Raw genomic sequence first — 25,042 nt, forward strand, 5'->3', positions numbered from 1 at the left:
GTGAAAAATCGGGTCGCTGGCTTACAGCGGCCCGAACCAACTCATCGCCAGCGGGACGAACAGCGCCGTAAAGGCACCGGTCAGGCACAGTGCCAGGCTGGCGAAGGCACCGGCGACGGGGCTGCGTTCAAAGGCCCGCGAGGTGCCGATGGCGTGAGCGGCCAGTCCCAGGCAGAAGCCCCACAGGCGGTCATCCTGGATTTTGAGCCTCTCAAACAGCCAGTTGATGGTGGTAATCCCCGCGACCCCGGTCAGAATCACTGAGCCCACGGCTACCGAGGTGATGCCGCCTATTTCCTCGGTGACCGATATGGCAATCGGCGTGGTGATTGATTTGGTGGTCAGTGACATCAGCGTGTCGCTGGTAGCGCCCAGCCACCACGCCAGCAGCAGTGCCGAACCACAGGCGAAGAGTGCGCCGAGTAGCAAGGTGATTAGCAGCGGTCCAGCCAGTTCCCGCAGCAGCGGCAGCTGCCGGTAGAGGGGGACAGCCAGTGCCACGGTGGCCGGTCCCAGCAGGAAGTTGAGCCAGTTGATATCCGCGTAATAGGCAAAGTAGTCCAGGCCCAGCACCTTCAGTGCGGCGGCAATCACGATTGCGCCGCTGATCGTGGGGTGCAGTACGGCGAGCTGGCCGCTGCGGCGGTAGGCCCATAGCGCACACTGGTAGGCGGCGAGTGTCAGGGTGAGCCCAAACAGGGGGCTGTGCAGCAGCGCGCTCACGCTCATCGGCTCCGCGCCAGGCGTTTGAGCAGCAGGCCGCTGAAAATCAGGGTAAAGACAGTGCCCAGCGTGACCGCGGCGATAAAGCCCGGCCACTGGTCGGCAAAGCCGGCGCCGAGAAAAAACACGCCGGCCGCCGGGGCCATCAACAGCATGGGCAGCAGCTCAATCAGGCGTTGGCTGCCCGCACTCAGACCCTCCGGCACCGGCTGGTCGCTGACGACGCCGCGAAGGCATAACAGGCCAAACAGTAAAAACATGCCGATCACCTGCCCGGGCAGCGGCAGGCCGAGGACCCGCTGCAAAAACTCCCCCGCCAACTGGCAGGCGAACAGGGTCAAAAAGCCTGCCAGCATCAGCGACGGACCTGGGGCAGTGCGCTGGCGATGGCCGCAAGCCCAAGGCCGACAAAGGCGATCAGCGCCCAGTTGGGCATGCTCAGGCCGAACAGTGTCCACACCACTTCCGCGCAGTTGCCGTCGCCCATCATCAGTGTGCTGAACGCTTCGCTAAACGGCAGGTTGTCGAACATATATTCCAGGCTGGGGCCGCAGGCGGGCACTTGATCCGGCGGCAGGCTCTGCAGCCAGACTTGACGATAGGCCACGGCCGCGCCGCCGCCGCAGCTCGCCAGCATCAAGCCGCCAGTGATGTAGCGACCGGTTTGCTGGGGATGGAAGATCAACCCCAACAGAGCGAACAGGCCGGTGAGCGTAAAAAAGGCGCGCTGTGTGATGCACAGTGGGCAGGGGTGCAGGCCATCGACATATTGCGCGTAAAGGGCATAGGCGAGCAGGCCGACACAGCAGGCGAGAATGAACAGATAGATTTTGCGGGAGCTGATGGACATGGCATCTCTCTAGTACAAGGGTCGCTGGGCGACAAACGTGGCTCGCGAGGTCAGCGCTTGAACTCCTCGCTGAGCTGGTCGATCAGTGCCGGATAGAGGTCGAAGAAACAGCGCTCGATCTCTGCCCGTCGTGGTGCGAGTACGGCAGCGCAGTCCTGCAGCGGATTGGGGCGACGAAGGCGCCTGGCGATGCGCGACAGGGTGCGGTGGGTATTATGCCAGTCTTGCAGCGAGCAAAGAACATTGTAGTCGGCAAGAAAACGGCTCTGCCGTCGCGCGCTGTCAGGCAGCGAGGTGTCGGCGCTCAGCAGGGTCTGGTAGCAGTGTTGACTGAAGGTTTCCAGCGTCGGTGTATGTCGCTCCCCTCCCCAGTTATCCCGCCAATGCTGGCTCAGCACGTGATCAAAGCAGACATCCAGTGCGATGCCTGCATAGCGACGGAAGTCATCGGGAAAGGCGCGCAGGCAGTCGCGGGTGGCTGGGTGACTGTCAGTCAGCGCGTCGATGCGCCGGTGCAGGCGAATGCCCTCTTCCCAGTCATCGGGATACTCGCCGCGCAATGGGCCTTTTACATGATCGCCCAGCAGGGCACCAATCAGCAGGCCGTCGCCCTCTTCCCCGCGCTCGCTGGCAAGCCGTGCGGCGAGGTGAAAGTGGGCGAGGTAGTTCACAGCGTCTGATACTGCTCGTAAAAGCGCGTCAGGTAATCGTCAAAGCCGCCTTGATTGCTGGCTTCCATCTCGGCCTGCTGCTCCATGGAGTCTTCCCGAAGATCGGCAAAACGATGGATCTCGGAAGGCAGCAGTGGTGCGTCTCGCAAGGTTTTGCTGTGCTGCTGCGACAAGCGCAGGGCGAAGGGATGATAACCGCCGTCGCGATTCAAGATGGCGTCGACGATCTGCGCCGAGGGTGTCAGCACTGGATTGCGAAGTTTGGCACGCTGGGTGGCGCAGCTCTCTATGTAGCGGCTTTCGCCGTGCGCGGCGTCGAGAATCTCGGCGAACTGGGCGATGTCGTCCAGCAACGCGTCGCCCCAGTCGCTCAGGCTGCGGGCTTGCCCCTCCGTGTCGCAGAGCATCAGACCGGGTTCGCGACCGCGGTTTACCACTTTGCTCAGGTTGTCGGCGATGCTGCTGTTGGCGTCGTCGTCACACAGCGGGCTGTCTGCGCAGAGACAGAACAGCAGAAAGGCGTCCAGGAAGCGGATCTGCTGGGCGTCGATACCCAGTGGCAGCAGCGGGTTCACGTCAAGACAGCGCACTTCAATGTATTCCACGCCGCCGCGACGCAACGCGCCCAGCGGAATTTCGCCGCTGGCGGTCACGCGTTTCGGGCGGATCGGGCTATAGAATTCGTTTTCGATCTGTAACAGACCGCTGCTCAGCTGTTCGTCGCCGGGGAAGCGCTCGTAGTCACTGTGCGAGGTGGTGATCGCGCCGCGCAGGGTATCAATGTAGTAGTCCAGGTGGTTGTAGCAGATGTTCAGGTTCTTCTGCGCATTGCTCTGGTAGCCGAGGTCGCCCATGCGCAGTGAGGTCGCGTAGGGGCCGTAAAGCGTGTGTTCACCGGTTTTCGTCAGCGCGTGCGACTGGCCGTTAACAAAGCAGCTTGAGACGGCCGGTGCTGCACCAAACAGGTAAATCAGTAGCCAGGAGTAGCGACGGAAATTGCGGATCAGCCCGAAGTAGCCATCGGTTATCGTATCCTTGTCGGCGTTGCCGTCATTCAATACGGCCCACAGTGCGGGCGGCAGCGAGAAGTTGTAGTGAATGCCGGCAATGGTCTGCATTTTGCGGCCGTAGCGATGCCCCAAGCCCAGGCGATAGCGGGTTTTCATGGTGGCCGAGTGGCTGCTGCCGTACTGCGCGACAGGAATGTCGTCGGCTGCGGGCAGATGGCAGGGCATGCTCGCGTTCCACAACAGCTCATCACCGATGCTGCGCGCGGCAAAGCGGTGAATGCGTTCCAGCTCCTCAAGCGTATCGGTAATACTCTCGCTGACCGGTGTGATGAACTCCAGCAGTGCTTCCGAAAAATCAGTGGTAATCGACGGGTGGCACAGCGCTGAGCCGAAGGCGGCGGGGTGTGGGGTGCGGGCTAACAGGCCGCCGGCATCCATGCGCAGGCTTTCTTTCTCTATGCCGCGTCGGATATCTCTCAGCAACTCCTGCTGACCGGGTGCTGCCAGCAGTGCCCGTCGTTGCTCTAGCGTACTTAGCAAATCGGTATCCTCAGCGGACATGGAAAAAGGCCAAACAGTGTAATTCCGCGACTGGATATCGACAAGCTCCGGTAAGCGCGGGATTGTCAGCGTTGCCGCAGCCTGCTAAAAAAGTGCCCTCACCTATCTTGGAGCCCTAGCAATGAGTCTTCCTCAGCCCGGCATCTTTGTCGAATGCAGTCGCCGCCATATGTTCATGGAATACCAGTTTAATGCCGATGCCGATAGTGCGCTCGCAAGAGCTGCGCTGGGTCGCGCGATGGGGGCGTTGCAGGCGCTGGATGGCCGCCAGCTCAATGTGGTGTGGGCCTTTGGCAAAGAGAGCTGGGAGCGGCTCGGGGGCCGCAGTCCGGCGGGCTTCAAGGCATTTTCGCCTGTGGGGAGCGGCGCTGTCATGGCACCGGCTACGCAGCACGGCCTGCTGCTGTGGCTGCATGGCGATGACGAAGGTGCCCTGTTTGATGCGGCCATCACGGTCGATACCCTGCTGAAGGAGATCGCCGAGGTCGCACTGGAAATTCGCGGCTTCATGTATCACGACGCCCGCGATCTCAGCGGCTTCATTGATGGCACTGAAAACCCGGATGGTGAGGCGCGGAAACAGGTCGCTCTGATTCCAGAGGGGGAAATCGGTGCGGGCGGCAGCTTTGTGCTGTCGCAGAAGTGGATTCACCGTCTCGAATCCTTCCGAACACTGAGCCAGTCCGAACAGGAGGGTGTGATCGGGCGGACCAAACCCGACAGTGTGGAGCTGGACGACGATGTGATGCCGGAAAATTCCCACGTCAGTCGTAGCGATGTAAAAATAAATGGCCAGTCGCAGAAATTATTTCGACGCAGCGTGCCGTTTGGCGGTGTGCGTGAACACGGCCTGTATTTCCTGTCATTTAGCGCCGAACTGTCGCGATATGAACATATTCTTGCCAGTATGTTTGGCAAGGCTGAGGACGGCATTGTTGACCGTTTAACGGATTTTTCAACGCCGGTCAGCGGAAGTTTCTGGTTTGCGCCATCGGCGACGGAACTTTCAGAGTGGATGACGCACTAAATAAGCGAAGTCTCCTACTCTAGGTAATTTTGGGCGCTGCTTGCAGCGCCCTTTTTTTGTCTGTGCGATTTGTCGGCAGCGCTCAGGCCTGAGGCTGTGGCAGTGGCGACATCGCTTGGCGAATACAGGCCACCATCGCGCGCACCGCTTCCATGCGTGAGTAGTTGGGGCGAACCAGCAGGCAGATCTCGCGACTGGGAGGCGGACTGCCAAAGGGTACGTAGTGCAGCCCCTGCTCTTCATCGGCGGAGCGCACCGCAAGCTGCGGCATCAGGGTGATGCCGAGACCGCTGGCGACCATGTAGCGAAGGGTTTCCAGACTGGTGGCCTGAAAGCGCTGGTCTTCACGCGCGCCGGCGGTAAAGCAGTAGTCGAGGGTCTCGTCGCGCAGACAGTGGCCGTCTTCCAGTGTCAGCACCAGCTGCCCGTCGAGGTCCTTCAGCGATGCTTCGCTGAGCTTTGCCAGCGGCTGATCGCGCGGCGCGGCCAGTACCAGAGGTTCGCTGTACAGATTGTAGCGCTCGACATTCTCAATGCTGTCCAGCCAGGACAGAATCACCACATCCAGCTTGCCTTCATCCAGCTCCTGCAGCAGGACATGGGTCTGGTTTTCATGCAGATAGAAGTTCACTTTGGGCAGTTCTGCACCCAGCGGACCCATGATATGCGGCAGCAGATAGGGGGAAATGGTGGGGATCAAACCCAGATGAAAATCCCCTGAAAGGGGTTCAGACAGGGCTTTTGCGGCATCTTCAAAATCCTCTGCCGCTCGCAATACGGCACGAGCACGGCTGATCAACGCCTCCCCTGCGGGGGTGAGCATCACCCGCTTCCGGTGACGTTCAATCAGCATCAGGCCGAGGCGCTCCTCCAGCTTCATGATTTGCCCACTGAGAGTGGGCTGGCTGACAAAACAGGCTTCGGCGGCACGCCCAAAATGTTGATGGCGGGCCACGGCGTCCAGGTACTGCAGATCACGGATTTTTACCATGCTTGCCTCGCGATAAATGGAAGTGCTTCCAGCTTATCATAGAAATAATCTATCCAAATAATCATTACGATCGATTAGATAGTGATTTCCCGCTTCCCTACTATGGTTCCTGTCTTCAACGAACAGTGTTTACCCGATAGGAGAGCATCTTATGTACAAAGCGATTATCAACACCGAGGTTCAACCCTTTAGCGCTACCGCCTACCACAACGGCGACTTCATCCCGGTGAGCGATGCTGACCTGAAGGGCAAGTGGGCTGTGGTGATGTTCTACCCCGCCGACTTCACCTTTGTGTGTCCGACCGAGCTGGGTGATATGGCTGACCATTACGCGCAGCTTCAAGAGATGGGGGTGGAAGTGTACTCGGTCTCTACCGATACCCACTTTACCCACAAGGCCTGGCACGACAGCTCAGACACGATCAACAAAATCCAGTTTCCGATGATCGGTGACCCTACCGGCAAAATCTCACGCAACTTCGGCGTGATGATTGAGGAAGACGGTACTGCTCTGCGCGGCACCTTTGTGATCAATCCCGAGGGGGTGATCAAGGTTGCCGAAATCCACGACCTGGGCATCGGCCGCTCCGCCAAAGAGCTGCTGCGCAAAATCCAGGCCGCCCAGTACGTGGCCGAGCACGATGGCGAAGTCTGCCCCGCCGCCTGGCAGCCGGGCGAAGAGACACTGTCTCCGTCACTGGATCTGGTCGGCAAAATCTAAACGAACACCGGGGTTCGACAGAGCCCCATCGAACATCAAGGTGGTCGCCAGATGGCGGCCACGACCATCGGAACACCGGGAGTTAGCATGTTAGACAACACCATGAAAAAGCAGCTTGCGGGCTACTTGGCCAATCTGAAAACGCCGGTGGAACTGGTCGCCTATCTCGGCGACGGTGAAAAATCCCGGCAGATGGAAAGCCTGATTCAAGATATTGACGCCCTTTCGGACAATATCCGTGTGCGTCGTGACGACAGCGCAGAGGTTCGGCGCCCGGCCATGGGCGTGCGTTCAACCGTGCAAGACACTGAGTTGCGCTTTGCGGGCCTGCCCATGGGCCACGAATTCACCTCGCTGGTGCTGGCGATTCTGCACAGCGGCGGTCATCCGATGAAAATTGACGAGGCGCTGATTGAGCAAGTGCGCCAGTTAGAGGGTGAGTTGGTCTTCGAGACTTTTATTTCACTGAGCTGCCAGAACTGCCCGGACGTGGTTCAGGCGCTGAACATGATGGCGGCGATCAACCCCAATATTCGCCACGAGATGGTTGATGGCGCGCTGTTCCAGGACGAGGTCGACGAAAAGAAAGTGATGGCGGTGCCCTCGGTATTTCTGAACGGGCAGCCGTTTTCCCAAGGGCGCATCAGCCTGAAAGAGATTTTGAGCAAGGTCGATAGCAAGGCCGCCGAGCGTAATCAGGCGGCGCTGAACGACAAAGACCGCTTCGACATGCTGGTTGTCGGGGGTGGGCCGGCCGGTGCTGCGGCGGCGGTTTATGCCGCGCGCAAAGGGATTCGTACCGGCGTCCTGGCTGACCGTTTTGGCGGACAACTGATGGACACCGTGGGCATCGAGAACTTTATCTCGGTGACGGCAACCGAGGGGCCGCGTCTGGCCGCGAACCTCGAAGCCCACGTGCAGGACTACGATGTCGACATTATGGACGGTCACTGCGCCACCGGGCTCCGTGTTGGTGAGGACGGCGTGATTGAGATTGCGGTGGGCGACGCTGTTGTGCGCAGCCGCAGCGTAATGCTGGCGACCGGCGCACGCTGGCGCGAGATGAACGTGCCGGGCGAACAGGAATACCGTGGCCGCGGTGTGGCCTACTGCCCCCACTGTGATGGCCCGCTGTTCAAGGGTAAGTCGGTGGCGGTGATCGGTGGTGGCAACTCGGGTATTGAGGCGGCGATTGACCTCGCCGGTATCGTGCAGCACGTCACCGTACTGGAGTTCGACAGCCGGCTGCGCGCCGACGAGGTATTGCAGCGCAAGGCGCGCTCGATGGGCAACATCGATATTGTCGTCAATGCGCAAACGACCGAGGTACTGGGTAACGGTGAGAAAGTGACCGGACTGCGCTACACCGATCGTGTCAGTCAGGAGAGCAGAGAGTTGTCGCTGGCGGGCATCTTTGTGCAGATCGGTCTGGTGCCCAACACCGAGTTCCTCAAGGGCAGCCTTGAGCTCACTGCGCGCGGCGAAATTGTCGTGGGCCGCCGTGGCGAAACCTCGTTGCCGGGCGTGTTTGCGGCGGGTGATGCGACCAATAGCCCCTATAAGCAGATTGTTATTGCGATGGGCGGCGGCGCCAACGCGGCACTCGGTGCGTTCGATTATTTGATTCGCAGCTCGGTGGAGGATGAAACCAGCGAAGCGGCCTGATTTTCCCTACCCCTGTGGTGTTACACCCTAGCTTGCCCCTTCCCCAAGGGGCTTTTTTGTTTCTGCATGATTAGAGATGTGTGCCTGTTTGGCTCTGTATATCTGCCTGCTGCTGCGCCCATCGTTCCAGCAGCCTGGCATTGCGCTGGTTCTTGCGCATGGCGATATCGGCGATGTCGCCCAACACCGGCAGGCTGCCGATAACAAAATCCAGAGCGATATTGCCGAGCATCCGCAACTTGAGGTGTGTGGGAGCGCCGAGGTGGTGAGCGTGCCACACCAGACTCAGGCCCAGCAGCGCGCTCAGTAAATCCCCGGCAACCGGCAGCAGACCGAGCAGTGCGTCCAGGCCAAAGCGCCAACGAGTGAAAGGGATGCCCCAGACGCCGTCCAGCAGGTCGGCTGTGCGGCGGGCGCGCCGGAGCCGGTCCTCCGGGGTCATTTCTTGGCGATGATGTACACGGCGTGGATGATGCCGGGCAGGTAACCAAACAGGGTGAGGATGATGTTGAGCCAGAAATGCTTGCCGATGCCGACTTGCAGAAACACGCCCAGCGGTGGCAGCAGAATAGCGAACAGAATGCGAATCAGGTCCATAGTAGAAACATCCTCTTATTAGTCTAGGGATCGCCTCGGCGAGGTCCCACCATAGCACAGCCGGTATCTGACAATACTATGGTAATTGTGCTGTTCAGACGCGCCTCGATATGGGACAGCCATCCCAGAATCACCTTCTGTCGAACCCGGTTGGTGCGCTACTTGCTCGTATGCCATTCAAGGCAATAACGGACAGGGACAGGCGCAGGATATGCTCAAAATTGGGGATTTGCCGGGTGTGGGTGCCCTCTTGGGGCGACTGTTGTGGGGGCACCTAAGCACGCCGAGGCGTCGCGTGACGGTGCAGCAGCGGCTCAGTGAGGTACCGCTGACCGATGCGCCCTTGCGTGCGCCCATCACCATTCGCTGGGATGAACATATGATCCCGTTTATCGAGGCGGAGTCGGAGGCCGACCTGGCCGTTGGGCTGGGCATTGTTCACGCCCATCTGCGGCTGGCGCAGATGGAATTTATGCGGGTGGCGAGTCAGGGTCGTCTTAGCGAGTGGCTGGGGCCGCTCGCCCGGGGGGCGGACCACACCCTCCGGGTGCTCAACCTCGGCGCGTGTACTGACGACAATCTTGCGGCATTGCCTGACAGCGCCCGTCAGTGGATGGACGGGTTTGCGGCGGGGATCAATCACGTCGTCGACGGTGTTCAAGGGCAGCGCCGACAATGGCCGGAGGAAATGCAAATTCTGGGGGTATCACCCAGCCATTTCTCGGTCAGTGACCTGCTGACGCTCTGCCGCCTTAACTCTGCCGATTTTACCTGGGGACTGTGGCCAAAGCTGCTGCCGATGCGCGAGCGCAGTGACTGGAAAGCGCTGTGGCGCCAGTTGATGCGTTACAGCGGCGGACCGCCGGTGCCGATTGATGGCCTAGTGAGTGAGCCGGGTGGCGACAGTCTGGCCTGGCTGTCGGGCTTGTTCGGTAAGCCCGGCGGCTCCAACGCGGTGGCAGTGGATGCCCGTCGCGGCGCAGGGGGTACTGCCAAACTCAGTGGCGACCCTCACTTGCCAATGGTTTTGCCCGGCTTCTGGTTACTGGCGGGGTTGCGCTGTCCCGGCTTCAATGCCGTGGGGTACATGCTGCCCGGTGTCCCTGCCGTAATGGTCGGGCGCAGTCCGCATATTGCCTGGGGCGGCACGTCCCTGCATGCAGCGTCGAGCGATCTGTTTGATGTCAGTGCTGTGCCCGAGTCATCGTTGACCGTTCGCCGAGAAACTCTCAAAACCCGTTGGGGAAAGCCGGTCAGTGTCACGGTGCGCGACAGCGAGTGGGGGCCGATTCTCAGTGATGCGCCGCTGTTTGGCGGCGGCAAAGCCGGCACTGAATCGCGTCCCCGGTTCGCCATGAAATGGATGGGCCACCAAGCCAGCGACGAAATCAGTGCATTGCTGGCGGCGGCGCGTACCCGAAACTTTAGCGACTTTCAGCGGGCATTGAGTGACTTCGGTGTCGCCGGGCAAAACATGGTGTATGCCGATGTTGACGGTAATATCGGGCAGTTGATTGCCGCGAAATTGCCGAGGCGCCCTGCCCGCCGCCCGGCCGATGTCGTGCTGCCAGCCACCGACCTCAGCTACTGGCAGCAATCGGTGAATACGCTGGGCTTGCCCTGCGAAGTGAATCCGCCGGAAGGGTTTGTGGCCTCGGCGAACAACCGTCCCAAGCAGGAGGCAGAAGTGTATATCAGTGGCTTCTTCTCGCCGGACGACCGCGTCGAGCGACTGCGCAAGCGGCTCGCGGGGGAGGGGCCGGTAGACCACGCGCTACTAAAGGCGCTGCAATGCGATATTCACAGCGATACGGCGCTCGCCCTGCGCGACAAGCTGCTGCCACTGATCCCCGATGCCCGCAGCCGCGGCTATCGTTGCCTGGCAGACTGGGATGGTGACTACAGTGTGGACAGCGAGGGGGCATTGCTGTTTGAGAGCCTGCTTTACCACTTTGCGCTCGCCCTGCGTGGTGGCGATAACATCGAGGTTTATACGGCCAACTGGGACCCTCGCTCGCTGATTGTGGCCGATGTGATGAGCTTGCCTGACGAGGCCTTGCGCAAGGCCATGAGAAAGGCCTTGCCGCCTGCCAGACGGATGCTGGATCGCTATCGTCGCTGGGGGGCCGTCCACCGGTTGCGGGCCAATCATCCGCTGGCGGCTTTGCCCGTATTGGGGCGGCGCTGGCGCTTTGCCGAGATGCCGGTCGCTGGCGCCAATGAAACACTGATGAAGTCAGCCCACGGGTTCGCGGTGGGCAAGCACTATGTGGGCATGAGTTCTACGGCGCGCTACCTCTTCGATCTGGGTGATGAAGACAGCAGTTGGTTTGTCATGCTGGGCGGACAGGATGGCCACCCGGGTTCGGCGGCCTTTTTCGACCAGCAAGCCGCTTGGCACAGCAACACGCCTATTCAACTGCCCTTGAGTGACGAGCGGGTCAAGGCGCATTTCTCCTTCAGTTGGACACTGCATCCACCAGAGAGCCATTGAGTTGTTGCGGGCTTAATGGGTGTTGGCCTTGCCGAGCTTTTTCAGGAAGACCTGCACTTCCCGCTCGGTCTGTTTGTCGCCCTTGCGCGCGGCAGCATCCAGAGCGGCGCGCCAGGCATCGCGGGCGGCATCTGTGTTGCCGCGTTGCTGTTCAGCCTTGCCGAGCAGCTTCCAGGCGGCCGAGTAATCGGGATCGTGACCGACGCAGGCACGCAGATGCTCGCTGGCTTCAACAGCCTCGTCGCTGTCGAGCAGTGCCTTGCCAAGACCAAAGCGCAGCATGGCATTGTCCTGACCTTTGGCGAGCAGTTTTCGCAGCGCTTCAATATTCACAGATTCCTCCAGTGATAGTGGCGCGCTTTCGGCAGTGGCAATTCGGGAAGCTGTTGACCCTGTCGTTGCAGCCCTTCGCGAAGATAATTTGCCGCCTGAGGGTGTTCGCCCAGGCCATCCAGTAGCCGCGCCAGTTCAAAGCAAATGGTGGCATTGGGGGCCAGTCGGTGGGCATCTTCAAAATACTCCCGCGCCTTGCCCCACAGTTCGTTACGCAGGCAGATCCGGCCCAGCGCCAGTTGCAAGCTTGCGCTGTCGGCGTGGCTCTTCAGCCAGGCTTCGGCGTGACGGAGCTGCTCGGCGGGTTTGTCTGCCGGAACGCTGGCATACAGCATGACCAAGCTTTCCTGCCATTCTTGCTTAATCGCCACGCGCAGCAGTTTGAGCGCATCTTCGCTGTTGCCCAGCGCAAGCAGTGCGGGGATGACCTCCGGCAGCAGCGCGCTGCGGGGCGCACGGTTGCGGTCCAGTTCCTTCCACCATTGCAGCAGGGCGCCGGCATCGCCGGCTGTCCGCAGTGCCTGCAGCTCGCCGCGCAGGGCGTCCAGTTCCAGCGCATTGATGGCGTTCTCGCTCATCAGCTTGCGCTTTCGCAGTTCAGGCAGCAGAGCGCGCAGTGAAGAGGCGTCGTTCACGCCGCGATAGGCGCGTACCAGCAGCAGGGTCACTGCCGGATCGCGGTCTTTGCGGCGCAGTCCGTCGAGAGTATTCAGCGCCTCGGCATATTGGCCGCGATCCAGTTGCAGTTCTGCACGCAGTAATTCGGCCGCTTTTTCGCTGGCGCGATTGCGCTGGGCTGCGGCGTCAAGTGCCTCGTCGATGCCGCGGGAGTCATTGAGCTGATGACTGGCGCGGGCCGCCAGCAGATAGTTAATCAGCGGCTTTGGACGGCTGGCTGGAGAGAGCAGCAGGCGGCGAGCCTGCAGCCACTGGCCGCGGCTATAGGCGATGACGCCGCGCTCGCTGCGGCGTTGTTGCTGGCCACCGCGAAAGTTGCCGAAGCGATCAGACAGTTTGGCACCGCGCCGCAGCAGACTGAACAGCAGCCAGGCCAGTCCCAGCAGGATCAGCAGTACCGCGACGGCTATCCACAATGTCATTTCGACCGTGGTGTGGCCGTAGGCGATCAGCACATAACCACTGTCATACTGGATGGCAACAGCGGCTCCGGCTGCCAGCAGCAGTGCAAGCAGGGCAACGAAGAACAGTTTCATTGACCGACCTCGCGCTGCCAGCGCTGCGCCTTACTGTATTCCTTGAGCGCACGCAGTGAGCCGGAAATATCCGGGCGTTCGCCGCGAATATCGGCTTGCCCCAGCTTTTCGAGTTGAGTCGCCAATGCCTCGCGGCGGTCATTCAGCGGGAAATAGCGTTGCAGCCAATTGGCCGCTTTATCGAGCGCGCGTTGGTAAACCGTCGGCCGCTCGGCGAGCAGTGCCAATTGCGCCTGTTCAAGCATCATGCGCAGGCTGGCACGCAGGGCGTCGGCCTGCTCTGGAGCCAGCTCCGCGCGGAATTTATCATCATGCTGGCGGATGCGGATGTAGCTGCGCAGCTTTTCCCAGGCGCGTTGAAAGCCGGTGGCGAGACCGCTTTGCCAGGTACTGTCGGCGTCAGCGACGGGGGCGGGGTTATACTCCGGGGCCCCGTAGGCTTCCAGTTTGTCGACTTCGCCGGCCAGTCCTTCCAGTTGCAGATAGAGGCCTTCGATATCAATGTTGCTGAGACTTTGCAGGGCCGACAGCTCTTTGGCCAGCTCGCTGCGTACCGGGTGCAGCGCTGGGTCATCCAGTTCGCGCAGAATGGCATCGGCGCTGCCCAGCAGTCGCGCGGCGGCGCGGCTGTCGCCACTGAGTTGCAGGCGCTGGTTGGCGAGACGCAGCAGGTATTCGGCTTCGGCCAGCAGCCAGTCATTGCGGTCGACGGCGCTCAATTCCTGAACCTGTGCACTGAGTTGCTGAAGCTGGCGCTGGCTGATGGCCTGCTGCTGGTCGATCAGGCTGTCGAGTTCAGCCAGTCTCTCGCGCTGGCGATTCAGCGCGGCGTCGGTGGCATCGTTGCGGCTCGTGGCGCTGTTCAGGGCGGCTTGCATCTTGGCGACAACGGCGGCGCTCTGCTGGTCGCTGAGATAAATAAGTTGATAGTAAAGCCAGCCGGCTCCGCCAGCGGCGGCAAGCGCGACGATCAGTGCGAGGCTGGCGAGCAGCCCTGCGCCGTGACGGCGTGGCGCGGCTGGGCTTTTGTCTACCTCGGCGGGAAGCGCATCCTTGTTATCGTTGTCTGACATGGTGGTCTCTCTGCCATTGGGAAAGGGCCGCCAGCGTCGCTGTCGTGCCCGCATTCTCGGCGAGGATAATCTCGCTGAATCCGGCCTTCCGGGCCATATCCGCTACCCTAACACTGGGCAGCAGCACGCTGTAGTTGCTGCGCTGCGAAGCGGGGATACGCGCACAAAATGCCTGAAGGGTTTCGCCACTGTTCAAGCAGACCACATTCGGTTGCTGTGCGTCGAGTCGTGCCTGTAACTCGATGGCGCTCACTGCGGTGTCGGCGCGTCGGTAACATTCGGCGTAGTCCACGGTGGCGCCGCGGTCGCGCAGGGTTTGGGCGATATGTTCGCGACCGCCACAGCCGCGAACAATGAGTACTTTTTTATGGGCAACGTCCTGAAGCGCGGGCATTGCCAGCAGCGACTCGCTGTTCATACTGCCGTGCCCGGCCTCGTCCAGGGAGCTGAGCGCAGCGGCGGGCCAGGGCCATTGACGCAAGGCGGCGGCGGTCGCGGCGCCCACGGCGTGGCATTGCACATCCACGGGGTACTGCGGCCACAGCTCATCGATCAGGGCCATGCCGCAGTCCACGGCGTTGGTGCTGACAAAGATAAGATGCCGGTAGTGATCAAGGTTCAGCAGCAAACGCCTTGCGCGCGGGTACTCGGGGGCATCGTCGCCAAGCGGGATGATGCGCAGCAGGGGTTCGATAATCACGTTGGCACCGGCATCGCGCAGCGCGTCAGCCAGTTCCTCGTTGCGGCCTTCGGGGCGGGTAATCAGCACCCGCAGGCCATTGAGATTACTGTGCGCTGTCACCGTAGACCGCCGCCAGAATATCGCCCGCTCCCTGTTTCAGCAGTTGTTCCGCAACGGCAATGCCCAGTGTTTCCGGGTGTTCGGCGCTGCCCTGCTGCTCGGCGCGCAGCACGCGTTGACCGTTTGGTTCGCCGACCAGTGCGCGCAGCCAGAGCTGGCCATCACTGTCGCCATCGATGGCATAACCGGCGATGGGTACCTGACAACCGCCTTGCAGGTGACGGTTCATGGCGCGCTCGGCGCTGACTTTGGCCGCGGTATCGGGGTCGTGCAGCGGTGCCAGCAGTTGGCGTGCCCACTCGTCATCGAGTCGGGTTTCCACGCCGACGGCGCCCTGACCACAGGCGGGCAGGCTGTCTTCCACGGCCATGTAGTCGGCGATGCGCTCTTGAAGCTCAAGGCGGATCAGGCCCGCCGAGGCGAGTACAATCGCGTCGAATTCGCCGTCGTCGAGTTTGCGCAGGCGGGTTTGCACATTGCCGCGCAGGCTGGAGACTTTCAGGTCGGGGCGGCGGGCGCGCAACTGGCACTCGCGGCGCAGGCTGCTGGTGCCAACGTGTGCGCCCTCAGGCAGGGCGTCGACATTGGCGTAGTGATTACTGACAAAAGCGTCGCGAGGGTCCTCGCGCTCACAGATAATGGCCAGCCCTAGGCCTTCCGGAAACTCCATCGGCACGTCTTTCATTGAGTGCACGGCGATATCGGCGCGGCCGTCCATCAGTGCCTGTTCCAGCTCTTTGACAAACAGCGCCTTGCCGCCAATTTTAGACAGCGGCGAGTCCAGCAGCTGATCGCCGCGGGTGGTCATGCCCAGCAGTTCGACCTTGAGACCGGGATGACAGGCTTCGAGGCGAGCCTTGATGTATTCGGCTTGCCACAGGGCGAGCAGGCTTTCGCGGGTGGCGATGCGCAGGGTGCGTTCAGACATAGGGCTGGGGTCCGTGGATAAAGCTAAAGCGCCTTATCATACGCCAGCCGCTGGGCAGACTAAACCACTGTGATGCTTGCGTCAGCGGCTGGGGAACTGGGTCCAGCCGTCCAGCCATGTCTTTGTGCTGCCGGGTCGCAGAGCGCCGATATACTCGGCGGCCTCGTCCCAGAATTCGCCTTGAGGCAGTGCGCTGGCGCCTTGGCCGAGCGGCGAGCCGGCGGCAATACGGAAATCGGGTTGTGGGTCGTCGGCCGATAGTCCGGCAAGGCCGGGGTTGGCGGTCAAGGCGAACTCGGCAAAGAAGCGGGCTTCGTCGAAGCCGCCGTCGTCGTTGTGTTTGCCTTGCTCATCGGGATACGGGCCGTTATTCACGATTGCCATCGCGCTGAAGCTCAGCTCCTCGCTATCGAAGCGGGACACGGTTTTGATGTCGCGAATGTCGATGGCTTCGCCGGAGAAGCCGCTGATCAGCATATTGTGAAAGTGGCCGCCGCTGCCGCGTCGCAGAGTAATGCCGCGCTGAAATTTTTCACTGCTGGACAGACTGAGCAGGCTGACATTGTAAAGCGTGGGCGCGGAGACCGGCGTTGCGGCGTGATCGCTGGCGCTGTTGTCGGCCTCGATGGCGTTGTCGCCCATTTGCGGATACTGCAGTACTTGCATGAATTGTACGCGACCGGTCCAGCCCATATCCCAGTCCAGCGAGTCGTCATCGGCGCCGCTGATCACAACGCGCTGCAAGTCGACGGTGCCGCCGAACACTTCGATGCCGTCATCCGCGGCGCGGTGAACCTGCACGTGTCGCACGATGGTGTTGTTGCCACAGCCGCCGAGTGTAAGACCGTTAAGTTCGTTATTGGCATAGACTTCATAGCCGGCAAATTCAATGCGCACATAGTCGAGTACGCCGCAATGACTGCCGGTATCGCCACCGCCGAAGCGGCCGCGGCGATCATCCATCGGCAGCCCTTCTATCTGCGCTTCACCGCTGTTCACCGGGGCGTTGCCCAGCAATACCAGCCCTCCCCAGTCCCCCGCCTGACGCTGACCCGCCGCCTGGGCGCTGGTGAAGACAATGGGGGCGTCGGCGGTGCCGCGAGCGGTAAGGGTGGCGTCGCGGGTAACGATCAAGGCGCTGCCCGGCTCACCCTGGATTACGGTGCCGGCTTCGATGCTCAATTGCGCATTGCCCTCCAGATAGACAATGCCTTTCAGCCGCCAGAGGGTGTCGGCATCCCAGTGCTGAGTGCCGCGCAGCGAGCCCTGCACGGTTTGCTGGCGCGGGCCGTTATCCAGCAGCACGATGCCGGCGGCAATCGCAAGCAGTATCAAGGCCGCGACGGCCCACAGGGCGCTGCGCTGCTGACCGCCGGAAGGCGTTGTTGGGCGGTTGCCCGCACTGACGGTTTCGGTGATATCCGGGTTGACCCCAGCGTCGCGTTGGGTCAGTTCGCCGTCGCTGTTCAGTACTCGCAAGCTAAGACCCAGTTCGCGCAAGTCCGCTTGCTGGCTGGTGGCGGCCTCATCGATCAGCTCGCGGCGATAGGCGGAGTCGCGCAGCAGGCTGTTGAAATGAATACGGCGGTTGCTGCCCTGCTCCATGGCGGTTTTAAGCTGCCACAGCAGTTCGACCAATTTGGCGCGGGGAGTATCCACAGAGTTCATCGGCGATCCTTTCTGACAGGGGCAAGAGTGCGCGGGGAATTATGGCGCTGCTATATGACATGCAGGTTAAGCTCGCAGGTCTCGGCGGCGGGGTGAACTCTGCTATACTCAGCGGCTTTTCAGAGCGTGCTCGCCACGCGCCCGACCGACACAGGACCCGCCTTGCAATGAGTGACCAAGAGCCGACCATCAAACCCTGGGGTGGACGCTTCGCTGAAGCCACCGATCAGTTTGTTGAGCGCTTTACTGCCTCCGTCAGTTTCGATCAGCGCCTTTACCACCACGATATCAATGGTTCGCTGGCGCACGCGGCGATGCTGGCCAAAGTGGGTGTGTTGAGCGAAGACGAGCTGAAGCAGATTCAGACGGGCCTGGAAGAGATCCGCAGCGAGATCGAGGACGGTCGCTTTGAGTGGTCGGTGAGCCTGGAAGACGTGCACATGAATATCGAGGCGCGGCTGACGGACAAGATCGGCATCACCGGCAAGAAGCTGCACACCGGTCGTTCGCGCAACGATCAGGTTGCCACCGACATTCGCCTTTACCTGCGCGATGAAATCGGCGCTATCTGCAGCGAGTTGACCCGACTGCAGCAGGGGCTGGTGGCGCTGGCTCGTCGCGAAGCCGATACCATCATGCCCGGTTTTACACACCTGCAAACGGCGCAGCCCGTGAGCTTTGGTCATCACATGTTGGCCTGGAACGAAATGCTGGAGCGTGACTTCAGCCGCTTGCAGGACTGCGCGGCGCGCATGAACCAGAGCCCGCTGGGCGCGGCGGCACTGGCGGGTACCACGTATCCTATCGATCGGGAGTACAGCGCCTCGCTGCTGGGTTTTGACCGCCCTACTGAAAACTCGCTGGACTCTGTCAGCGACCGCGACTTTGCCATCGAGTTTGCTGCTGCAGGCAGCTTGCTGATGACCCACCTGTCGCGCTTCAGTGAAGAACTGGTACTGTGGACCTCCGCGCAATTCAATTTCATCGATTTGCCGGATCGCTTCTGCACCGGTTCATCAATCATGCCTCAGAAGAAAAATCCCGATGTGCCGGAGCTGATTCGCGGCAAGGTTGGTCGGGTCAATGGTCACTTGATCAGTCTGCTGACGCTGATGAAGTCGCAGCCGCTGGCCTACAACAAGGACAATCAGGAAGACAAAGAGCCGCTGTTTGATGTGGTGGATACCCTCAAAGACAGCATCAAGGCCTACGCTGATATGGTGCCGGCGATTACGGTGAACGCCGACGTCACCCGCGAAGCCGCCATGCGCGGTTTTTCAACGGCGACCGATCTGGCCGACTATCTGGTGCGTAAAGGACTACCGTTCCGCGACGCCCACGAGGTGGTGGGTAAATCTGTTGCCTACGGTATTGCCGAGGGCAAAGACCTGTCGGAAATGTCGCTGGACGAGTTGCGCCAGTTCAGCAAGGATATCGACAGCGATGTGTTTGAGGTGTTGACGCTGGAAGGTTCCGTCAACGCTCGCAATCACACTGGTGGTACTGCACCGGCTCAGGTGCGCGCCGCCGCTGACCGGGCTGACGCCCGCCTCGCCCAGCGCTGAGTTGCCGCGAGGCCGCCGCCTGTGAAACTGCAGGCGGTTCTAACGGTCTGTATCAGGCCCTCCGCAGGTGCTGCGGTGACCGATAATAAACAGGAGTTTGTCATGCCTCGCTATAGCCGCGCGTTTTTCCTCTGCCTGCCCCTGTTGGCGTTGGCTGCCTGTGAGCCGTCGGTTGAGGCACCGGCTGGTGCTGCCCGGCCTGCCGCGTCGGTAACAACCCAGACGCTGGCTCCGCAAGTGATTGAGGAGCGCCTGCCGGCGCTGGGCACGCTGCTCGCCCGAGAGTCTGTGCAGATCACCAGCACGGTGAACGAGAAAGTTCGCAGCCTTCACTTCGACGAGGGGCAATATGTCGAAAAAGGCGCCTTGTTGGCGGTGTTGGAGCAGGCGGAGGAGCAGGCCCAGCTTGCCTCAGCCAAGGCGGATCTGGCCGAGCAGAACCGTGAAATCAAACGCCTGAAAAACCTGTTGGCGACGCAGTCGGCGGCCCGCAACGAGTACGATGCTCGCATCAGTGCCAAGGAGCGGGCCGACGCGAAAATTGCCGAAGTGCAGGCAAAAATTGACGAGCGAACCCTGAGGGCGCCGTTCAGCGGTGTAACCGGCTTGCGGGAAGTCAGCCCTGGCGCCTACCTCTCGGCGGGCAGTGCCATCACCAGTCTCGACGACCTGAGTGTGATGCGTCTGGATCTGAATATTCCCAGTTTGTTGCTGGGTTCGCTGCGAGTCGGCATGAGCGTCAATGCACACAGTGATGCACTGGACCAGTCATTCGTCGGCACCATTGTGGCGATTAACCCGCGCATTGATCCGGTGTCGCGCAGTGTGATGGTGCGTGCCGTGCTGGATAACCCCGATGGCGTGCTCAAGCCCGGCATGTTGATGCGCCTGTCGCTGCTCAAGGATCAGCGCGAGGGCATCATGGTTCCCGAGTCGGCGCTGCAGAGCATCGAGCGTCGGCACTATGTCTGGTTGATGGGCGGCGATGGCCTGGCCGAGCGCCGGGAGGTCGAGCTGGGCATACGTACGCCCGGTTGGGTGGAAGTGCTTGCCGGGCTGGCGGCGGGCGATCAGTTGATTACCGAGGGTTACCTGATGCTGCGTCCCGGCAGCCCGGTTGTGGCGCGGGAGTCCTGAGTCATGCTGCTATCCGATACCGCCGTTAAGCGCCCGGTATTCGCCACGGTTATCAGCCTGCTGCTGGTGGCCTTTGGTCTGTTGTCTTTCGAGCGACTGCCGCTGCGCGAGTACCCGGATGTCGATCCGCCGATCGTGTCGATTTCCACCAATTACACCGGCGCCTCGGCTGAGGTGGTCGAGTCAAAAATCACGCAGGTCATCGAAGAGCGCATCGCCGGGATCGAGGGTATTAAAACGGTTTCGTCGATCAGCCAGGATGGCTTTTCCTCCATCAATATCGAATTTGATCTGAATCGCGATGTGGATTCGGCGGCCAATGATGTGCGCGACCGGGTCGCCGGGGTGCGCAACAATCTGCCGGAAGAGGCCGACGCCCCCGAGGTGCAGAAAACCGATTCTGACCAGCAGGTCATTATGTGGTTGAACCTGACCTCCACGCGCATGAATACCCTGGAGTTGGCCGATTACGCCCAGCGATACCTGGTGGATCGCCTGTCGGTGATCAGCGGTGTGGCGCGGATTCGTGTGAGTGGCGGCCCGGAATATGCCATGCGCATCTGGCTGGATCACGAAGCATTGGCGGCGCGCAATCTGACGGTTGGTGATATTGAGGATGCCCTGCGGCGCGAGAACGTGGAGTTGCCCGCCGGTACGCTGAAATCGGTCGACCGGGATTTTGTGATCAAGATTGAGCGCCAGTATCTCGAGCCGGAAGACTTCGAGACGCTGGTGGTGCGTCGTGACAGCAGCGGGAATCTGCTGCGGCTCGGTGAAGTGGCGCGCATTGAGCTGGACGCCGAGGAGTACCGGAATCTGTTCCGGGGCAACGGTATTCCGCAGGTGGGTATCGGCATTATCAAACAGAGCGTCGCCAACACGCTTGAAGTGGCCAAAGCGGTTCACGCCGAGGCGGAGAAGCTGCGCGATATTTTGCCTGCCGGGGCCAGCCTGCACGACAGTTTTGACAGCTCCGTCTTTATCGACAGCGCCATCGACGAAGTGTACAGCACCTTGTTCATTGCGGCGGCGCTGGTGGTCTTGGTGATCTTTCTGTTCCTCGGCGACTTCCGCGCCATGCTGGTGCCTGCGATCACTGTGCCGGTGTCGCTGATTGCGACCTTCACCGTGCTCTATGCGCTGGGCTACACCATCAATCTACTGACTCTGCTGGCACTGGTATTGGCCATTGGGCTGGTGGTGGATGACAGTATTGTGGTGCTGGAAAATATTCACCGCCGCCTGCAGCAAGGTGAGACGCCGCTGGTGGCCGCGTTTCTCGGCAGTCGGCAGGTAGGCTTTGCGGTGGTGGCGACGACGGCGGTGCTGATCGCCGTATTTGTTCCGATCACCATGCTCGAGGGGGATGTGGGTCGTCTGTTTGGCGAGTTTGCGGTAGCCATGGCGGTGGCGGTATTTTTCTCCAGCATTGTAGCGTTAACGCTGTCCCCGGTGATTTGTTCAAAACTGCTGCGCCGCGAGGCCATGCACGGGCGTTTGGCCGAATTCGTCGAAGGCTTGCTGCATCGAATGGAGGCGCGCTATCGACGTGTACTCGACGCCAGTTTGCGACGGCCGGTGATCTCGCTGTCGGCGCTGGGTGCGGCGGTACTGGGTTGCGTGTTGCTGCTACAGGAGGTGCCCGCCGAATTTGCTCCCAAGGAAGATCGCGGGGTGATGTTCCTGATGATTCGCGGTCCGGAGGGCTCCTCTTTTAACTACGTCAGCAAGCATCTGGAAGAGTTGGAACAACGCCTGATGCCCCTGGCGGAAAGCGGTGAGGTGAAGCGTTTTCTGGTGCGTGCGCCCGCCGGTCGAGGCGGGGCTGAGAGCTACAGTGAAGCCTTCGCCATTCTGGTGTTGTCGCCCTGGGATGAGCGGCGTCCCAACACCGAAATTGTGGCGGATATCCGCCGCCGCTTGAGTGACTTCACGGCGCTGACGGTATTCCCATTGTTGCCTCAGGCGCTGGGTGGCGGTTTTAACAAGCCGGTGGAGTTTGTGCTCGGTGGCAGTGACTACGAGCATCTGGTGGCCTGGCGCGATGCCATTATGGATGAGGCCCGGACCAATCCCGGTCTGGTGGCGCTGGATACCGATCACCGTGAAACCAAACCGCTGCTGGACGTTACCGTGTTGCGCAATCGTGCGGCAGACCTCGGGGTGAGTACGCAGGAAATCAATCGCAGTCTGGAAACGCTGCTGGGCTCGCGCATCGTGACCACTTTTATGATGGGTGGCGAAGAGTACAACGTGGTGCTCGAGGGGGAACCCCGCGCTCAGAATACCCCGGATGATCTCGGCAACATCTATGTGCGTTCCAACACCAGTGGCCAGCTGATTCCGCTGTCGAATCTGGTGCGTATGGAAGAGCGCGGTGATGCGGCGGTATTGCACCGCTACAACCGGGTGCGCGCGATTACCATCGATGCCGGTCTGGCCGACGGCTATTCGCTTGGCGAGGCCTTGGCCTATCTTGAGGAGGTGGCGCAACGCGTCGCGCCCGAGGCCATCATTGATTACAAAGGGGAATCGCTGGACTACAAGGATACCGGCGGTGCAGTGTATTTCACCTTTGTACTGGCCCTGCTGGTCGTCTATCTGGTGCTGGCGGCCCAGTTTGAGAGCTTCCTCCACCCGCTGGTGATCCTGCTGACGGTGCCGCTGGCTGTGGCGGGGGCGCTGCTGGGCTTGTACCTCACCGGCCAGAGCCTGAATATCTACAGCCAGGTGGCGTTGATTATGCTGGTGGGACTGGCGGCCAAAAATGGCATTTTGCTGGTGGAGTTCACCAATCAGTTGCGCGATGAGGGCGTGCCGTTCGATGAGGCGGTCAGTCGCGCTGCCGAGTTGCGTTTGCGGCCGATCGTCATGACGGCCATCACGACGATTATGGGGGCGATCCCGCTGTTACTGGCCTTTGGTGCAGGCAGCGAAAGTCGCTACGTCATCGGCGTGGTGGTGGTATTCGGGGTGAGCGCCGCAACACTGTTTACCCTGTTTGTTATTCCTATGGCCTACCGTCTGCTGGCTCGCCGAACCGGCTCTCCCCACGATGTCAGCCACCGTCTGGAGAAGGAGCTACAAGAGCAGGACAAGGCACTTTAGGCTGCCGAGTGCAGCGACTACCCACCGTTGGGTGTCGCTGCATCCCCACTTCAGCCCGGCAGTCCGTCGAGCTGATCAACGTGCTCCAGTTCGTGATCCCAGTCGGCCCGGCTACTGACGCAAAGATGAGCGTTGGGGCGCAGGCTGACGGCGCTGTCCAGGCTGCCCGCGGGCACCATCAGCAGTTTTCCTCCCATGTGCAGGCCGGGCAGTGCGCTACCACACTGCTTGCAGAAGCTTCTGCTGTGGTGACTGCCGGGCAGGGTAAACGATGCCACATGCTGCTCGCCGCTCTGCCAGGCGAGGCTCGCAGAGGTGGAAAACAGGTTTGAGGCGTGGGCCGATCCCGTGCCTTTGCGACAGCGGCTGCAGTGGCAGAGATAAAAGCTTTCAAACTCGCCATCGATAACATAGCGCACGTCGCCACACAGACAGCTTCCCTGATATTGGCTCATGGTATTTTTCCTTACTCGCCGGGTGGCAGAGCACGATAAGCGGCCTGCCCGATCAGGGCAAGTCGGCGCGGTGATCTTCGATAAAGGCGGTGTCGGCGGGGCAGCGTTGGTCGTTTGCACTGCTGCCCTCTAGCTCCTGTTGAGAGGCGACAATATTGCTGTCATCCGGGGCCAGTGCCACCGCCTTGGCAATGGCGGCCCGTGCTGCATCAGCGCAGGACCTTGCGTCCAGAGCGTAAGCGTAGTTGTTCCAGAGGCTGGCGTTGTCCGGGGCTTGCTGCAGTGCCCGGCGATAGTGAGCACTGGCTGCCGCCATGTCGCCATCGGCATAGGCAAGGTTGGCGCGTGCCAGCCAGCCTTCCGGCTGCCGGGGCCAGTGTTGGCTGGCCTTTCGATAAAAGGCTTTTGCCAGAGCGCGCTGCCCGGTTTCCTCAAACGCGTTCGCGCTGCGCAGATACGGCAGTGGTCGCGCACTTGCCGGGACGTTACCGCTGTCCACCAAGACTCTTGCCCAGAAGTCGGCCCGTGCCCAGGTGGCGTTGAAGGTGGCGAAACTCAGCGCGTAATTGGGGTGTTCGCCGGAGTGCAGATACAGGGTCTCGCTGGCCAGGTCGTAGCCAAGTACGACGGCATAGTGCCATTGGGGAAACCAGCTTAGGCCTTGATTCTGCAATACGAGTACCGGATTCCCGGCGTCGACCTCCCGAAGCAGGTCGCTGAAGCTGCGCGCCAGTGGATAAGGCATCAGCCCAAGTCGTCGACTGGCGGCCTGCATTTCGGGCGTCAGGCTGCCGCGTCGGCCGGGCAGAAAACTCATTGCTGCAATGGTCTGCTGATCGGCTTGAAGCTGTCGATAGCGGGCAATGCTGGCAATCGCGGCCGGGCCACAGTAGTAGTCCTGCTGCGCAATAAACGGCACCGAGAGTTGCCGGTGTTCGCTGAGTTGCTGACGGGTATCGGTAGGGATATGAGGCGCGCTGCTGCACGCCGCCAATAGCAGGCTGAGCAGCAGCGCAAGGCCGAGTCCGCGCATACCGCCGATTAATTGGCCGGGTTAACGAAGGGGAAGATGTCGGTCACGCCGAGGATGTCGGTGATGAAGAAAATCAATACCAACAGTGCCAGCAGGCCGACAGCACCGGCACCGGCGGGCATGTCATCCATATGCGCCTGCAGGCTGGCGAGTTCATCGGCGGTCAGCGCGTTGATACGGGCATCAACATCGGCGGGTGAGACACCCAGGTCCATCAGTCGGTCACGGACATCATCGCGCTGCAGGGCGTCTTTTAGTGCGGCTTTCTGCTCACTGACACTGGCATCGTGAATGACGCTGGCGGTGTCGACCATCGCCGCCGAGGCACCGCTGGCGGCCAGGCCCATCCAGGCCATCAGCAGACTCAGAATAATTGCCGCACTGCGCTGTTTGTTTCGCATAGGTCTCTCCTTGCT

Annotated in this window: 24 protein-coding genes; 7 read left to right on the top strand and 17 right to left on the bottom strand. The window is 61.0% G+C overall.

The features are described 5' to 3' along the window. Positions 1-21: 21 nt before the first annotated feature. The 5 genes from AC5DB9_RS05365 to gshA are packed head-to-tail and all read right to left on the bottom strand — an operon-like array spanning position 22 to position 3,794. The gene (locus AC5DB9_RS05365; RefSeq protein ID WP_286847075.1) at positions 22-723 is read right to left on the bottom strand and encodes an LrgB family protein; all 702 of its coding nucleotides are present in this window, start codon (positions 721-723) and stop codon (positions 22-24) included. Between the two features lie 2 nt (positions 724-725). Further along, positions 726-1,079, bottom strand: a complete 354-nt coding sequence (locus tag AC5DB9_RS05370; RefSeq protein ID WP_022958739.1) for a CidA/LrgA family protein — start codon at positions 1,077-1,079, stop codon at positions 726-728. After that, the gene (locus AC5DB9_RS05375; protein ID WP_022958738.1) at positions 1,079-1,573 is read right to left on the bottom strand and encodes a disulfide bond formation protein B; all 495 of its coding nucleotides are present in this window, start codon (positions 1,571-1,573) and stop codon (positions 1,079-1,081) included. The genes AC5DB9_RS05370 and AC5DB9_RS05375 overlap by 1 nt, the downstream gene beginning before the upstream one ends. A 50-nt stretch (positions 1,574-1,623) precedes the next feature. Next, on the bottom strand, positions 1,624-2,244 hold the full coding sequence (locus tag AC5DB9_RS05380; protein ID WP_272991131.1) for an acyl carrier protein phosphodiesterase: 621 nt from the start codon (positions 2,242-2,244) through the stop codon (positions 1,624-1,626). Beyond that, positions 2,241-3,794: a glutamate--cysteine ligase gene (gene gshA / locus AC5DB9_RS05385; protein WP_272991130.1), complete on the bottom strand. Its 1,554-nt coding sequence runs from the start codon at positions 3,792-3,794 to the stop codon at positions 2,241-2,243. Before gshA ends, AC5DB9_RS05380 begins: the two co-directional genes overlap by 4 nt. Positions 3,795-3,936: 142 nt before the next feature. Here gshA and AC5DB9_RS05390 point away from each other — a divergent pair, with 142 nt between their 5' ends. Continuing rightward, positions 3,937-4,842, top strand: a complete 906-nt coding sequence (locus AC5DB9_RS05390) for a Dyp-type peroxidase (RefSeq protein WP_272991129.1) — start codon at positions 3,937-3,939, stop codon at positions 4,840-4,842. Between the two features lie 82 nt (positions 4,843-4,924). Here the strand turns inward: AC5DB9_RS05390 and oxyR are convergent, their stop codons facing one another. Beyond that, complete coding sequence (oxyR, locus tag AC5DB9_RS05395) at positions 4,925-5,833, bottom strand: DNA-binding transcriptional regulator OxyR (RefSeq protein ID WP_272991128.1); 909 nt, start codon at positions 5,831-5,833, stop codon at positions 4,925-4,927. A gap of 151 nt (positions 5,834-5,984) precedes the next feature. Here oxyR and ahpC point away from each other — a divergent pair, with 151 nt between their 5' ends. Beyond that, positions 5,985-6,554, top strand: coding sequence for an alkyl hydroperoxide reductase subunit C (ahpC, locus tag AC5DB9_RS05400; RefSeq protein WP_022958733.1), 570 nt, complete (start codon positions 5,985-5,987; stop codon positions 6,552-6,554). Between the two features lie 87 nt (positions 6,555-6,641). After that, a complete protein-coding gene (gene ahpF / locus AC5DB9_RS05405; protein ID WP_272991127.1) occupies positions 6,642-8,219 on the top strand; it encodes an alkyl hydroperoxide reductase subunit F in 1,578 nt (525 codons plus the stop codon). A 70-nt stretch (positions 8,220-8,289) separates the two neighbouring features. Here ahpF and AC5DB9_RS05410 read toward each other — a convergent pair whose 3' ends face one another. Then, positions 8,290-8,661 (bottom strand): DUF4112 domain-containing protein, encoded by a 372-nt coding sequence (locus AC5DB9_RS05410; RefSeq protein ID WP_272991126.1) that lies wholly within the window; start codon positions 8,659-8,661, stop codon positions 8,290-8,292. Then, positions 8,658-8,816 carry a YqaE/Pmp3 family membrane protein gene (locus AC5DB9_RS05415; RefSeq protein ID WP_022958730.1) on the bottom strand — a complete coding sequence of 53 codons (159 nt, stop codon included), beginning with the start codon at positions 8,814-8,816 and terminating at the stop codon, positions 8,658-8,660. The genes AC5DB9_RS05410 and AC5DB9_RS05415 overlap by 4 nt, the downstream gene beginning before the upstream one ends. Before the next feature lie 211 nt (positions 8,817-9,027). On the opposite strand from AC5DB9_RS05415, the gene AC5DB9_RS05420 reads away from it, so the two are divergent. Beyond that, on the top strand, positions 9,028-11,310 hold the full coding sequence (locus AC5DB9_RS05420; RefSeq protein WP_272991125.1) for a penicillin acylase family protein: 2,283 nt from the start codon (positions 9,028-9,030) through the stop codon (positions 11,308-11,310). A 12-nt stretch (positions 11,311-11,322) separates the two neighbouring features. Here the strand turns inward: AC5DB9_RS05420 and AC5DB9_RS05425 are convergent, their stop codons facing one another. From AC5DB9_RS05425 to AC5DB9_RS05450, 6 genes are all read right to left on the bottom strand, one after another. Further along, entirely contained in the window at positions 11,323-11,643 is a 321-nt protein-coding gene (locus AC5DB9_RS05425) for a hypothetical protein (protein ID WP_272991124.1), read from the bottom strand. Continuing rightward, a complete protein-coding gene (locus AC5DB9_RS05430) occupies positions 11,640-12,857 on the bottom strand; it encodes a heme biosynthesis HemY N-terminal domain-containing protein (protein ID WP_286847063.1) in 1,218 nt (405 codons plus the stop codon). Before AC5DB9_RS05430 ends, AC5DB9_RS05425 begins: the two co-directional genes overlap by 4 nt. After that, entirely contained in the window at positions 12,854-13,930 is a 1,077-nt protein-coding gene (locus AC5DB9_RS05435) for a uroporphyrinogen-III C-methyltransferase (protein ID WP_286847061.1), read from the bottom strand. The genes AC5DB9_RS05430 and AC5DB9_RS05435 overlap by 4 nt, the downstream gene beginning before the upstream one ends. Beyond that, positions 13,914-14,732: a uroporphyrinogen-III synthase gene (locus AC5DB9_RS05440; protein ID WP_286847058.1), complete on the bottom strand. Its 819-nt coding sequence runs from the start codon at positions 14,730-14,732 to the stop codon at positions 13,914-13,916. The genes AC5DB9_RS05435 and AC5DB9_RS05440 overlap by 17 nt, the downstream gene beginning before the upstream one ends. Further along, a complete protein-coding gene (gene hemC / locus AC5DB9_RS05445) occupies positions 14,716-15,660 on the bottom strand; it encodes a hydroxymethylbilane synthase (protein ID WP_022958724.1) in 945 nt (314 codons plus the stop codon). The genes AC5DB9_RS05440 and hemC overlap by 17 nt, the downstream gene beginning before the upstream one ends. Before the next feature lie 81 nt (positions 15,661-15,741). Further along, positions 15,742-17,328 (bottom strand): beta-helix domain-containing protein, encoded by a 1,587-nt coding sequence (locus AC5DB9_RS05450; protein WP_286847053.1) that lies wholly within the window; start codon positions 17,326-17,328, stop codon positions 15,742-15,744. 167 nt (positions 17,329-17,495) lie between these two features. Between AC5DB9_RS05450 and argH the strand changes: the two genes are divergently transcribed. The 3 genes from argH (at position 17,496) to AC5DB9_RS05465 (ending at position 23,138) form a co-directional block, all read left to right on the top strand. Beyond that, positions 17,496-18,893 carry an argininosuccinate lyase gene (gene argH, locus AC5DB9_RS05455; RefSeq protein ID WP_286855320.1) on the top strand — a complete coding sequence of 466 codons (1,398 nt, stop codon included), beginning with the start codon at positions 17,496-17,498 and terminating at the stop codon, positions 18,891-18,893. Positions 18,894-18,968: 75 nt separating this feature from the next. Next, positions 18,969-20,030, top strand: a complete 1,062-nt coding sequence (locus tag AC5DB9_RS05460; RefSeq protein WP_286847048.1) for an efflux RND transporter periplasmic adaptor subunit — start codon at positions 18,969-18,971, stop codon at positions 20,028-20,030. Between the two features lie 3 nt (positions 20,031-20,033). Then, complete coding sequence (locus AC5DB9_RS05465; RefSeq protein WP_286847044.1) at positions 20,034-23,138, top strand: efflux RND transporter permease subunit; 3,105 nt, start codon at positions 20,034-20,036, stop codon at positions 23,136-23,138. 50 nt (positions 23,139-23,188) lie between these two features. Here AC5DB9_RS05465 and AC5DB9_RS05470 read toward each other — a convergent pair whose 3' ends face one another. Genes AC5DB9_RS05470 through AC5DB9_RS05480 form a run of 3 tightly spaced genes read right to left on the bottom strand, consistent with a single transcriptional unit; the run spans position 23,189 to position 25,027 of the window. Next, positions 23,189-23,593: a GFA family protein gene (locus AC5DB9_RS05470; protein ID WP_022958719.1), complete on the bottom strand. Its 405-nt coding sequence runs from the start codon at positions 23,591-23,593 to the stop codon at positions 23,189-23,191. 52 nt (positions 23,594-23,645) lie between these two features. Then, a complete protein-coding gene (locus AC5DB9_RS05475) occupies positions 23,646-24,626 on the bottom strand; it encodes a PA2778 family cysteine peptidase (protein ID WP_273009374.1) in 981 nt (326 codons plus the stop codon). A gap of 8 nt (positions 24,627-24,634) precedes the next feature. Continuing rightward, positions 24,635-25,027 carry a PA2779 family protein gene (locus AC5DB9_RS05480; RefSeq protein ID WP_022958717.1) on the bottom strand — a complete coding sequence of 131 codons (393 nt, stop codon included), beginning with the start codon at positions 25,025-25,027 and terminating at the stop codon, positions 24,635-24,637. Positions 25,028-25,042: the final 15 nt, after the last annotated feature.

This window comes from Spongiibacter sp. (assembly GCF_984394615.1).